The organism is Thalassobellus citreus, assembly GCF_044385915.1.
In the GTDB taxonomy this organism is placed as follows: Bacteria; Bacteroidota; Bacteroidia; order Flavobacteriales; family Flavobacteriaceae; genus Thalassobellus; species Thalassobellus citreus.
In genome coordinates this window covers 454614-467684 of record NZ_JBISCC010000125.1, presented here as the reverse complement: position 1 = coordinate 467684, position 13071 = coordinate 454614, and the positions used below count along the sequence as shown (strand labels likewise).

12 protein-coding genes and 1 tRNA gene are annotated in these 13071 nt (G+C 29.8%); 3 read left to right on the top strand and 10 right to left on the bottom strand.

From position 1 onward, the window contains the following. Positions 1 to 81 precede the first annotated feature (81 nt). The 5 genes from lepB to ACH5TX_RS12295 all read right to left on the bottom strand — a co-directional run bounded on the left by lepB (position 82) and on the right by ACH5TX_RS12295 (position 4854). Complete coding sequence (gene lepB, locus ACH5TX_RS12315; protein ID WP_439339801.1) at positions 82 to 1791, bottom strand: signal peptidase I; 1710 nt, start codon at positions 1789 to 1791, stop codon at positions 82 to 84. A gap of 67 nt (positions 1792 to 1858) precedes the next feature. Beyond that, positions 1859 to 2566: a 4-hydroxy-tetrahydrodipicolinate reductase gene (gene dapB / locus ACH5TX_RS12310; RefSeq protein ID WP_439339800.1), complete on the bottom strand. Its 708-nt coding sequence runs from the start codon at positions 2564 to 2566 to the stop codon at positions 1859 to 1861. A gap of 1 nt (position 2567) precedes the next feature. Then, positions 2568 to 3179, bottom strand: coding sequence for a DUF5683 domain-containing protein (locus ACH5TX_RS12305; RefSeq protein WP_439339799.1), 612 nt, complete (start codon positions 3177 to 3179; stop codon positions 2568 to 2570). Then, the gene (locus tag ACH5TX_RS12300; RefSeq protein ID WP_439339798.1) at positions 3169 to 4086 is read right to left on the bottom strand and encodes a ParB/RepB/Spo0J family partition protein; all 918 of its coding nucleotides are present in this window, start codon (positions 4084 to 4086) and stop codon (positions 3169 to 3171) included. The genes ACH5TX_RS12305 and ACH5TX_RS12300 overlap by 11 nt, the downstream gene beginning before the upstream one ends. 3 nt (positions 4087 to 4089) lie before the next feature. Next, positions 4090 to 4854, bottom strand: coding sequence for a ParA family protein (locus ACH5TX_RS12295; protein ID WP_439339797.1), 765 nt, complete (start codon positions 4852 to 4854; stop codon positions 4090 to 4092). Between the two features lie 292 nt (positions 4855 to 5146). Here ACH5TX_RS12295 and ACH5TX_RS12290 point away from each other — a divergent pair, with 292 nt between their 5' ends. After that, positions 5147 to 7906, top strand: a complete 2760-nt coding sequence (locus ACH5TX_RS12290; protein ID WP_439339796.1) for a M16 family metallopeptidase — start codon at positions 5147 to 5149, stop codon at positions 7904 to 7906. 76 nt (positions 7907 to 7982) lie between these two features. Here the strand turns inward: ACH5TX_RS12290 and ACH5TX_RS12285 are convergent, their stop codons facing one another. The 5 genes from ACH5TX_RS12285 to udk all read right to left on the bottom strand — a co-directional run bounded on the left by ACH5TX_RS12285 (position 7983) and on the right by udk (position 11605). Then, entirely contained in the window at positions 7983 to 8555 is a 573-nt protein-coding gene (locus ACH5TX_RS12285) for a hypothetical protein (protein WP_439339795.1), read from the bottom strand. Positions 8556 to 8665: 110 nt separating this feature from the next. Next, positions 8666 to 9316, bottom strand: a complete 651-nt coding sequence (locus tag ACH5TX_RS12280) for a hypothetical protein (RefSeq protein ID WP_439339794.1) — start codon at positions 9314 to 9316, stop codon at positions 8666 to 8668. Next, positions 9306 to 10679, bottom strand: coding sequence for a methylmalonyl-CoA mutase subunit beta (locus tag ACH5TX_RS12275; RefSeq protein WP_439339793.1), 1374 nt, complete (start codon positions 10677 to 10679; stop codon positions 9306 to 9308). The genes ACH5TX_RS12280 and ACH5TX_RS12275 overlap by 11 nt, the downstream gene beginning before the upstream one ends. After that, positions 10679 to 10999 carry an FtsB family cell division protein gene (locus ACH5TX_RS12270; RefSeq protein WP_439339792.1) on the bottom strand — a complete coding sequence of 107 codons (321 nt, stop codon included), beginning with the start codon at positions 10997 to 10999 and terminating at the stop codon, positions 10679 to 10681. The genes ACH5TX_RS12275 and ACH5TX_RS12270 overlap by 1 nt, the downstream gene beginning before the upstream one ends. Beyond that, positions 11000 to 11605, bottom strand: a complete 606-nt coding sequence (udk, locus tag ACH5TX_RS12265) for a uridine kinase (protein WP_439337156.1) — start codon at positions 11603 to 11605, stop codon at positions 11000 to 11002. It abuts the gene before it with no gap. Between the two features lie 354 nt (positions 11606 to 11959). Between udk and ACH5TX_RS12260 the strand changes: the two genes are divergently transcribed. Together ACH5TX_RS12260 and ACH5TX_RS12255 are read left to right on the top strand one after the other, a co-directional pair. Further along, a tRNA-Pro gene (locus ACH5TX_RS12260) sits at positions 11960 to 12034 on the top strand. A gap of 354 nt (positions 12035 to 12388) precedes the next feature. Then, positions 12389 to 12868: a UpxY family transcription antiterminator gene (locus tag ACH5TX_RS12255; protein ID WP_439339791.1), complete on the top strand. Its 480-nt coding sequence runs from the start codon at positions 12389 to 12391 to the stop codon at positions 12866 to 12868. Positions 12869 to 13071 lie beyond the last annotated feature (203 nt).

Here is a 13071-nt window from a genome sequence, read left to right as displayed (position 1 = left end):
CGAAGACAGGGATCTACTTTTATAATTAAGTTTCAATCTATAAGATTCCTGCTTTCGCAGGAATGACAAAATATCAACAAATTAATTATTAGCTTTTTTACGTGCTCTCCATTTATTAAATCCAAATATTCCAAATAGTAAAACTATAAACGGAATGAAAACAGAAGTTGCTTTTCCTGATCCGCTAACGGTAGTAAAGAAACGTTCCCATCTTGGTTTTAATCCGTCCCAACTCATCCAAATGAATACTGGCTTTCCAACAACGTGATCAAATGGTACAAAGCCCCACATTCTAGCATCTATAGAATTATTACGATTGTCACCCATCATCCAATAGTAATTTTGTTTAAAAGTATAGGTGGTTGTTAATTTGTCATTAATAAAAATTTGATTTCCTTTTACTTTTAATGAGTTTCCTTCATATTCTGTAATAGCACGCTTGTAAAGAGGTAATACATCAAGATTTATGTTAATTGTTTTTCCTGCTTCAGGTATATATAAAGGTCCAAAAAAGTCCGTATTCCATTTGTAATTTGGATCATGGGGGAAAACAGAAGAATTTCTGTCTCCTTTTTGCGATTGAATCTTTTCTATCGATTTAATATTTGGATCATTTTTTAATCTGTTGAATGATTCGTCAGTTAAGTTTATAATTAGTCTTCCAGTTAATTTTAGATCATATTGATTTATAAACTGTCTTAGGTTTTCACTTGGAGAAACCTGTATTAAGAAGTTGTTTTTGTCACCTTCAATAGCTTGTAATCCATAATTCTGTTGGATATATCGATCTATTTTGTTTCGTGATATTATATAAAATCGATAATATTCTGTACTACCAAGTTGTTTAATAAAATTATCATTAAGATAGTTTATAGATTGAACCTTGGACATGAATTGTATTTTAGCTCTATCAGGTAGTATATTTTTTTTACCATTTATGTATACATAACCATCACGAACTTCTAAAGAATCTCCAGCAATAGCAACACAACGTTTTACTAAATTGGTCTTTTTATCTATCGGTTTGTAATAATTTCTATCAGGATGAAAGTCATTCATGTTCAGCAAGGTGTCTGCTGGCTGATTGAATACTACAATATCATTGCGTTCAATGTTTTCAAACCCTGGGAATCTTAAATAAGGTAATTGTAATTTATTAGCTAATGATGTTTTTCTTTCTTCAAAATGATCATTAAATAAATAAGATTTTACACCTAATTTAGGAATGGTATCGTGTACCATAGGCGCTCCAACAGTTGTCATTGGTATTCTAGCACCATAATGAAACTTGCTTACAAATAGAAAATCGCCTACTAATAACGATTTTTCTAATGAAGAAGAAGGAATAGTAAATGGTTGAATAAAATAGGTGTGTACAATAGTAGCTGCTACTATTGCAAATAAAATAGAACTTGTCCATTCACCTGAACCCGATTTAGGATTAATACTTCTATCTTTAACATGTTTTACATTGGTAAAATAATTTAAATAGTAGTTGTAAAAACCTAATGATATAACAGCTAAAAATGTGTCTACAGGCTGGTTTTTACCAAAACTTCTAGCGGTTTCTACCCATACAACTATAAACATAATGAGGTTTACAATAGGTAAAAATAGAAGAATAAACCACCACCAAGGACGGTTGATTATTTTCATTAAAACAATACCATTATAAACAGGAATAAAAGCTTCCCAAGCTTGTCTACCTGCTTTTAGATATAGTTTCCAAGTTCCTAAACCATGAATTACTTGAATTATTAGGATAAAAATAAACCATTGCATTAATGTCATAATCGTAATATTTAATTTTTTTGTTAGTAGTAATACTTGTTTATGTTGTTACATAAAGTTATAAGTATTAACCAATATTTAACACATCGTTCATTGTAAAAACGCCCGTTTTTCCAATAATCCATTCGGCTGCAATAACGGCACCAAGAGCAAACCCTTGTCTGTTGTGTGCAATATGCTCAATAGTAATTGTATCAACCTCACTTTCGTATGTTACAGTATGCGTTCCTGGAACGTCTTCTATACGTTTAGCTACAATTGGAATTGTAGCTTCTTCTTTTGTTGAATCTAATTCCCATGCTTTAAAGTTATTGTTAAATTCAATAACATCGTTTGCTAATGATATAGCTGTTCCGCTAGGAGCATCAAGTTTTTTAGTATGATGAATTTCTTCCATTGAAACATTGTATTGTTTCAAATTGCTCATCATTTTTGCTAATGTTTTATTTAACTCGAAAAAGATATTAACTCCTAAACTATAATTAGAAGCATAAATAAAAGCGCCCTTTTTTTCTTTACATAAGGCTACAGCATTATCATAATTTTCTAACCAACCCGTTGTTCCTGAAATAACAGGAACATTATTGTTTAAACAATTAGAAATGTTATTGAAAGCAACGTTAGGTATACTAAAATCTATAGCAACATCTGCTTTTGTGATATCGTAATCTTTATCGTCTTTGTCTACTTTTAAAACAATATTATGTCCACGTTTAATGGCAATTTGTTCTATGGTTTGACCCATTCTTCCGTATCCTAGTAAAGCAATGTTCATGTTAAAATTTAAAATTTAAAGTTAATCCGAGATTGCTTGTTGCATCAATCTCATTCATTTTATAATGTGGTGTTAAAGATAAGTTTTCATCGACATTAAATTGCATTAAATGCGATGATACATTAGCTTCTATAATATTTAAAGCGTAAATGCCAACAATAGCCAAAAGCGACATTTCTTTGTTTTTTCTGTAGAATTTTTGAGCACGTTCCAAGCCATCTGTTGTAACTCTTTCAACAGGATTACCTAAAGCATCTTGTGTGTAAAATTCATCATTTTTAAAGCCAGCTAATCTACTTTTATAAGCATCTCTATATCTATTGTATTCTTTGTTGTTGTTTGTGTAGAAATATATTCCAGTACCTAAAGCTGCATAAACAATAGGGATTTTCCAATATTGTTTGTTGTATGCTTGCCCTAAACCAGGTAAAACAGCAGAATAAAAAGCTGCTTTTGCTGGAGAAAGTGGATTTATTGGTTCGTTAATATTAACCAATGTATCTATTACGATCTCTTTTTCAGGTTTTTGTTTTTTTGTTTTTTTTTCTTGTCCAATAATTGAAAAGCAAAAAAGTAATACGAATAGACTTGCTAATATGAATTTATTTGGCACCTTGAACTAATTTTTTAATACGATTAAAATCTTCCTCAGAATGAAAAGGAATCGTTATTTTTCCTTTACCGTTCTTAGAAACTTTAACGTCAATTTTATGCCCAAAGTATTCTGAAAATGTACTTATGCCTTTTTTTATGAATTTTGGCAATTCTTCCGAGTCTTCTTCTTTACCTTTTGAAGGTACTTTTACTTCATCATTATCGTTAAAGTTACGTACCATAACTTCGGTTTCTCTTACAGATAACTTATTAGATAATACTTTTTCATAAATATCTAATTGTGTTGCTTGGTCTTCAATAGTAATTAAAGCACGCCCGTGTCCCATAGATATAAACCCATCTCGCATACCTGTTTGTATGATAGGATCTAATCTTAATAAACGTAAATAATTTGTAATAGTGGAGCGTTTTTTTCCAACGCGCTCACTCATTTGTTCTTGTGTTAAATTAATTTCATCAATTAAGCGTTGGTATGATAATGCAATTTCTATAGGATCTAAATCTTGACGTTGAATATTTTCAACCAGAGCCATTTCTAATGATTCTTGGTCGTTAGCAATTCTGACGTATGATGTAATTGTTTCTAAACCTAATAATTTTGAAGCTCTAAAACGACGCTCACCAGAAACTAATTGATATTTGTTAAATCCAAGTTTTCTAACGGTTATAGGCTGAATAATACCTAATTCTTTAATAGAAGAAGCTAGTTCGCGTAAAGATTCTTCACTAAAATTAGTTCGAGGTTGAAAAGGATTAACCTCAATAAAATCTATATCTAATTCAATAATATTACCAATAACTTTATCAGCATTTTTATCTTGAACAGATTGTATGTCGTTGCTAGGGTCGCTTAAAAGAGCCGATAAACCTCTACCTAAAGCTTGTTTTTTTGTTGCCTTAGCCATAATTTAAGAGTTTTTATTGATAATTTCTTTTGCCAAACTTAAGTAATTACTAGCTCCTTTACTAGAAGCATCATAATTAATTATGCTTTCTCCATAGCTTGGAGCCTCGCTTAAACGGACGTTACGTTGTATAATGGTTTGAAAAACCATATCGTTAAAGTGTTTTTGTACTTCTTCAACCACTTGGTTAGATAAACGTAACCGTGAATCATACATGGTTAATAATAAGCCTTCAATATCTAATTCTGTATTGTGAATTTTTTGAACACTTTTAATTGTGTTTAATAATTTTCCTAAACCTTCTAAAGCAAAATATTCGCATTGAATAGGTATTATTACAGCATCAGCAGCTGTTAAAGCGTTTAAAGTCAAAAGACCTAAAGAAGGCGCACAATCAATTATAATGTAATCATAATCGTTTTTAATATCTCTTAATGCTTTTTTTAACATGTATTCACGTTCATCTTTATCAACAAGCTCTATTTCAATAGCAACTAAGTCAATATGTGCTGGAATAATGTCTAAGTTTGGTGTGTCAGTTTTAACGACAGCTTCTTTTGCAGAATTTGAATGTTCTAAAAGCTGATAGGTGCCTATTTCAACAGATTCAACATCAATTCCAATTCCAGAAGTTGCATTTGCTTGAGGGTCAGCATCAATAAGTAATACTTTTTTTTCTAGAACGCCAAGTGAAGCAGCTAGGTTTATAGATGTTGTTGTTTTTCCAACACCTCCTTTTTGGTTAGCAATTGCAATGATTTTACCCATTAAATGATTTGGTTTAAATATCGGTAAAAATACGATTATTTATGAGGAATAAAAATGGAATTTGTTAACAAATTCGTATACAGAAAGTGGATTTACCAATTAGCTAGATATTAACAAGAGTCTTACTTAAATTTATAATTTTTTTAACTGCTTTATAGTATTAAATTCCTACATTTATGGTTTCTACTAAAAAATAGATAATGAAGCATCCATAAATAAAAATTTAGCTAGTCAGATGAATGATTATTACAGAAGTTGTATAAGACAATCGAAAATCAATAAATAGAATCATATGAAAAACATCAATCAAATTTTTACAATTTTATTATTAGCCTACTTAGTAAGTTTTACTACAGAAGCACAAGTTAAACAAACAGCCAATGTTGAAGGTATAACTGAGTATATGCTTGATAATGGTTTAAAAGTTTTACTATTCCCAGATAATTCCTCACAAACAATAACTGTAAATATCACTTATAAAGTAGGATCACGTCACGAAGGTTACGGAGAAAAAGGTATGGCTCATTTATTAGAGCATATGGTGTTTAAAGGGACACCAAATCATCCAGATATCCCAAAAGAGTTAACGGCTCGTGGTGCTAGACCTAATGGAACTACTTATTATGATCGTACTAATTATTTTGAAACGTTTAATGCTAATGATGAAAATTTAGATTGGGCTTTAGATTTAGAAGCTGATAGAATGGTAAATTCATATATAGCAAAAAAAGATTTAGAGTCTGAATTTTCTGTAGTTAGAAATGAATTTGAAAGTGGTGAAAATTCGCCAACAAGAGTTCTTATGCAAAAAGTTATTAGTGCTGGTTTTTTATGGCATAACTACGGTAAGTCTACTATTGGTAATAGGTCTGATATAGAGCGTGTTCCAATAGAAAATCTGCAAGGTTTTTATAAAAAATATTATAGACCAGATAATGCTGTTTTAATGGTTACAGGGAAGTTTGAAACAGAGAAAATGTTGGCACTTATTGAGAAAAAATTTGCAGGAATTAAAAAACCAGAGGCTCCTTTAAGAGATATTCCAACTATAGAGCCTGCTCAAGATGGTGAAAAAAGAGTGGCATTGAGTAGAGTAGGAGACTTACAAATTGTTTCATCCATGTATCATACACCGGCTGGTTCACACGAAGATTATGCTGCAATGGCAGTTTTAGAGAATATTTTAACCGATGAGCCTTCGGGAAGGTTATATAAGGCGTTAATTGATGGAGAAAAGGCATCTTCATTATGGTCTTATTCCCCATTTACAAAAGAACCTTCATTTATGTATTTTAATGTTGATGTACCTTCAGATAAATCTTTAAATGAAGCAGAAAGTACATTGTTAAATGTTTTAGATGATTTTAAAAATAATCCTGTTACATCAGAAGAGGTAAAACGAGCTAAGGCAAATTTATTAAAGCGATATGATCAAATTGCAAGAAACTCTAATTATTTAGGGACTTATATGAGTGAGTTTATTGGAGCAGGAGATTGGCGTTTGGCTTTTATTCAAAGAGATCGTGTTGAAAGTATGACTGTAGAAAAAGTTAATGCAGCTGCAAATCGTTATTTAATAAATACTAACAGAACCGTTGGGAATTTTATACCTAGTAAGAAACCTATTCGAGTAGAAATTGAACATACCGAAGGTTTAGATGCATTGGTAAAGTCTTATAAAGGTAAAGAAGGCTATGGAGCTGGAGAGGCTTTTGATGTATCTTATGAAAATATACAGAATAGATTACAATCTGGTAAGCTAGAAAAAGCACCAATAGAGTATGGGTTTATAAAAAAAGATAACCGAGGAAAAACGGTAAATTTAAGGTTTATGCTAAGAAATGGAAATGTAGATGATTTGATGAATAAAGGTAAAATAGCTAGTTATACGGGCAGAATGCTTAATAAAGGGACTCAAAATAATTCAAGACAGGATATTGAAGATAAATTAAGTGCTTTAAAATCATCCATCCGTTTTGTTGGTTCAAATGGAAAAGTTAACGTTATGATTAGTACTACGGAAGAACATCTTAACGAGACTCTAGCTTTAATGACAGATATGCTTAAAAATCCAAAGTTTGATGCAGTAGAGCTTGAAAAGCTTAAAACTGAAGAATTAGCAAGGATAGAAAAAAATAAAACAGAGCCTAATTATTTAGCAAGTAAAAAATTAAGATTGTTAAACCAAAAGTATGAAAAAGGACATCCTTTATATGTAAATACAATAGAAGAAGATATTGAAGATGTTAATGCTGTTACAGTTGAAGCAATGCAAGAATATTATGATACTTTTTATGGGCTATCAAATAATGCAAGTTTAATTGCAATAGGTAATATAGACGAACAAAGTTTGAAGGATTATTTTGAAAAAGAGTTTGCCGATTTTAAAACCAATAAACCATATACACCAATAGCTAATAAGTTTAGCCCATATATACCATCAAACGAAAAAATACAAACTCCAGATAAGAAAAATGCTATTAGTATTGGGGTTATGTCTTTTGAAGCTAGTCAAGTAGATGAAGATTACGCGGCACTTCAAGTGGCTAGTTCTATTTTTGGAGGCGGATTTTTAAATTCTAGAATAGCTGGTCGTCTTCGTCAAAAAGATGGAGTTAGTTATGGTGCAGGAGGCTATGTTAATGTTGATTCTGACTCGGAAAATAAAAAATCCTCTATTACAGTTTACGCTATTTATGCTCCAGAGAATGCATCAAAAGTTCAAAAAGGATTTAGTGAGGAAATTGAACGATTCATTAAAGATGGTATAACAGAGGAAGAACTTAAGGTCGCAATAACTAGTTGGGTTCAAGGGGAAAATGTTTCTAGGGCAAAAGATAATGAGTTGTCGTCTTTAATAAATAATAATTTGTATTACGATAGAGATATGATGTTTCATAAAGCTATTGAAGACAAAGTAACAAGTTTAACTATTGAAGATGTAAATAAAGTTATTAAAAAGTATTTTAGAACCTTTGATAAGTGGACAGTAGTTAATGCAGGAGATTTTGTTGAATACGAAATTAAAAATCAAGATAAAAAAGTAGATTAAATATTTGTTATAAAGCATTTAAAAGCCCATTTATTTTAAATAAATGGGCTTTTATGATTGTTGTTTACTCTTAAAATTATAAAATCATTTTTTGTAGAAATAAATCAAAATTAGCCTCGAAACCTGTTAGCAATTGTATGTAAACTGTTTTTTTGTTTGAAGATACAATATATGATGAATTGAAACTGGTTAGCTCTTTTTTAGTATTGTCTACTTTATAAATAGTTTTAAATATTTGAGTTTTAGAATTTCCGCTATATTTAGCTGTTATTTTCGTAAAATCTAAATCGGTTTTATTAGAAACTTTTTCATTATTCATAGAAATTAAACCCGAAAGGTACTTCGCATCTTGTTTGTTAAAAGGCATATAAGGCATCGTGTTTATGGTATATGTAGAGCGCGTATCTTCATCAAAAAAAATATAAAAGTTACCTTTCATTTGCTTTAAATATTGCAAGCGTTTTATTTCTAATTGATAATCTTCTTTGGTTGTTAATGAATCTAATAAATATTGGTATTCTGCTGTTGAATATTTTTTAAAACTATCAGGCAAGTAGATTTTTATACCATCACTACTAAGAAAATGATACTTTCCGCTAACATCTTCAATATTATCTATTTCAATCCAGTTTTTTATGTCTGAAGTCAATGTTAAACAGGAAATAGAAACCATGAATAATGGAGTTGTAATTAAAAATAGTATAAGCTTGCTTTTATTCAATATTAATTAATGATTATTTCTTTTGCGAAAATTGATTTTTATTTTTGAGGAACTTTGTTGAAATCGACATTTTCTTCAGGCTTATCAAAATTTATTTTAGAAAAATCTATGTTAAAAAGATTAGCATAAAACAAATCGAAAGCTGTATAGGTTGCTAAGAATTTATCTGAAAGCACATTTCTATATTTTGTGCTTAATGGTGCAGCAAATAATTTAGGACTCATACTATTTGTTGATAAAAGCGCATTAAATGTTGTTTTTAAATTTTCATCTTTAATGTTCTCTGATACACACTTTATAAGTTTACTATTATAATTTAAATGGCTTTTGGTGTTTTCGGCATCCCATAAATCATTATCTAGTTTTAATGCTTCAAATATTTTTGAAGTATGTTTAGAAATAATATCTTCATATTTTACTCTTCCGTAACTAGCATTTCTAATAAACTGATTATAAGCTTGGGTTAAAGTAGCATTTGGTTTGCCTTTGCTATAAAAAGTTAAAATGTCATCTTCAAACGCATATAATGCTTCATTGTATAGCTTTGCGTTTATATCAGTACAAGTTAAAGCTACGGGTTTGTCACTATATTTAAAATCGGTTAGCGTGTTTTCGTTTTTACAACTTAGTAAAGTAATTCCTAAAAATAATGCAATAAGTTTTAAATTTGATTTCATGTTAATTTTCATTTTTTAATCGTTTTTGTTCTAATGTTTCTGATAATCGTTTTTCTATTACAGGTTCAATTAATGTTTTTCTTTGATTGGTTTTTACAAATGGATAAATTTCAAGTTCGTGTTTCATTTTATCATTAGGATTCGCATGTTTATTGGTTCCTAATAATATGCTTTCACCTGCATCAAAAAGGTGTTGCTCTTTTGCGGCACTTTCTTTTATTTTTCGTTGTATAGTTCCTGTCTTTAATTGTTTTAAAAAACCACCGTTTTTCTCAATATCTTTAAATAATTCTAAGCCTTTTTCTGCTAATTGATTTGTTAACGATTCAATATAGTAAGCGCCGTCGGTTGGGTTATCAATTTTATCAAAATAGCTTTCATGCTTTAAAACTAATAATTGATTTCTAGCAATGCGTTCTCCAAATTCATTGTCTTTATGAAAAAGGGCATCGTAAGGTAAATTATAAATAGTATTTGCTCCTCCTAAAATAGCACTCATGCACTCTGTTGTGGTTCGTAGCATATTGGTGTTATAATCGTATACTGTTTTATTACGAATTGATGGTGTTACTGTAATGTGGCAATTCGTGTTAATTTTATATTTTGAAGCTAATGTTTTCCAGAGTAGACGAAGCGCTCGTAGTTTTGCAATTTCGAAAAAGTAATTGGAGCCAACGCTAACGTTGAAATTAATGTAAATAGCTTCTTTTTCTTCATTTGAAAGACTTGTGTCTATATGGTTTAAGTATTCGTTTGCATGTGCTAAAGCATAGCTTAACTGTTGTGTTATAGTAGCTCCTGCATTTTGGTATAATGATAGATTAATACTAAAGCTTTTAGTTTGTTTTACTATAGATTCAAATTGCGAAAAATCATCTTTAATACTATTAAACCAGTTTCCTGTTTTTGCAAGATTTCCAATAATATCGGTATGATAATAAATTTTTGCTTTCGCGGAAATGGTAGAAATGTTTTTAATAAAATTGAGAGATAAAAAGTGTAATTCAAAATGAATTGACGTTATATTTAAATCGATGTTTTTTAATAAATCTTCAATTGAAACCGTTTCAGATGGAATAATGAATTTGATGCTATCGGCACCTTTTTCAATAGAATTAAGGGCTTTTAGGTTTGATTTTTCAGTATTAGCAACAAAAATTGATTGACAAATTTTCCATTCGGTTGCTTTTGTATTTGATGGTTTAGGGAGTTCATGTAAATCATCGGCATGGTAAAATGGTTTTACCAAGATATCTTCATTTGTTTTCCAAACAAGGGTATCGTTATATTCAGCTCCTTTTAAGTCAAACTGAATTTTTTGTTTCCATTGTTTAGATGAAACAGAATCAAATTCATTAAATAACCGCTTAGCCATTATTGTTTTACTTTTAAACTGTCTTCGTATTCAATTATAAAAATTTCTTCATTGTCGCGTTTCATATAATATTCCTCGCGAGCAAACTTTTCTAAACCTTCTTCTGTACTTAGTTTTTTTATTCCTTTTTTGTCTTTTTCAATTTCTCTTTCGTAATATTTTTTTTCAGATTCAAGGTCATTAATATCTTTGTTCAATTCGTTGTGAATGAACCAAGAATTGGTGTCAAAAAAAACCATCCAAACAGCAAAAATTGCTAGAATTAAAATGTACCAGTTTTTAAATGGTTTTAAATATTTATTTTGATTGAGTTTTGCCACTTAGAGTTTTTCGTTTATAATGGTGCGAACAATATCTATCGCAACCGTGTTATGTTTGTTGTTTGGTATAATAATATCTGCATACTCTTTCATAGGTTCAATAAACTGATCGTGCATTGGTTTTAATGTAGTTTGGTATCTTGTTAAAACTTCATCAATATCTCTACCACGTTCTGTAATATCTCGTTTTAGCCTTCTAATTAAGCGTTCGTCAGTATCAGCATGTACAAATATTTTAATATCAAAAAGGTCTCGTAATTCTGGATTGGTTAAAATTAAGATGCCTTCAACAATCATTACCTTTCTGGGGTGCGTTAAAACAGTATCACCTGTTCTGTTATGTTTAACGAACGAATAAACAGGTTGGTGTATAACTTCGTTATTTTTTAATGCTTTTAAATGATTTGTTAACAGATCAAAATCTATAGACCTAGGATGATCAAAATTTATTTTAACCCGTTCCTCATAAGATAAATGCGTTGTGTCTTTATAATAAGAATCCTGAGAAATAATACCTAATTCACCTTCAGGAAGTTCGTTTAGTATTTTGTTTACTACTGTAGTTTTTCCGCAGCCAGTGCCTCCTGCAATACCTATGATTAACATGTTTGTTATTTAATTAGCTTTTCACAAAGTTAGTTAAATGTATAATTATATATGGGTAATCCCTTTTATTTTTTAATTTTCGAAACTTCTTGTTTTTTAGTGTTTTGTAATTTTTATGATTCTAATTCTTAAAAATATAGTTCATGAGCTTTTTAATGTCATCAATTGTATAAGCAAAATTTATTATAGATTATGAGGTGTTTTGTGATTAATATTAGTGATTTAAAAATAGATGCCTAAGAATTGAAATGTATATAGAATGTTAATTTTATTTTTAGTGTAATATTTTCTTTAAAAAAATTTGTAGAGTGAATAAAATAAGTATATTTGCAGCCTGTTAAAAGATAACCAATTCGGGGTGTAGCGTAGCCCGGTTATCGCGCCGCGTTTGGGACGCGGAGGTCGCAGGTTCGAATCCTGCCACCCCGACTAAATAAAAATTTAGGTTTTAATAAAATAGACACTGTTAATCGAATGATTTTCGGTGTTTTTTTATTTTGAATTATATAGTTTGTGCTTTTCTAAATCAATTTTTAAGTAAATACGTCTAAAGTTATCTTAAGTAGTTTTGTTATTAGCTCAAGAAAGGGTTTAAGGAAAAAATGTTCTGATTGTGAATTATAATAATAATTTGTTAGTAATGGAATAAAAGTTTGTTGTAAAAGAAAGATGTTAAAATTCTATAATTTAAATAGTTTAACTAAAGTTATTGACTTTTGTGATTTAAGAAAAAGAAATTATATTTGTGAAAGACCCATATACCTGACCTAGTAATTAAATCACATGAAAAAAAAATGGTATGTACTTTATGTAAAGCCTCAAAATGAGAAAAAAGTTGCTGATATGCTATCGAAAGGCAATATAGAAGTGTATTGTCCTATGATAAAGGAGACTAAAGTATGGAGTGATCGAAAAAAAACAATAGAAGTACCATTGTTTAAATCTTATGTTTTCGTACAGTTGTTGGATAAGGATAGACAATTGGTTTTTAACTACCCTGGGATAATACGTTATTTATTTTGGTTGGGAAAACCTGCTATTGTCAAAAATGAAGAAATAGATATTATTAAGCATTGGTTGTCAAGTGATTGTGTTGAGGAGTTTAGTGTTTCAAAATTTGAACCAGGAGAAAGAGTCTTTATTAAAAGCAGTCTGTTTCAAGGCAAGCGGGCTGTTGTTAAGGAGGTAGGGAAAACTAGAGTGCGACTTGTTTTAGAAGATTTTGGTGTGGTTCTAAATATGAAAATAAAGCAAATAGTATAATGTTTTTATTTGTTAAAATGTATTAATATTCTTTGGAGTGATGCTCTTTTCTGAATTAGTTTAAGATAGAGCAAGTTTAATTGTTTCAGTAGTTCGTATGGTTATTTTATTTCATTTTTATTTAGATGTTATTTGAGAAAATTACGTAATATTTTTCGTCAATAAATGTGTTTTTTTGTTGGTGCTACAATGTTAACTTTGTT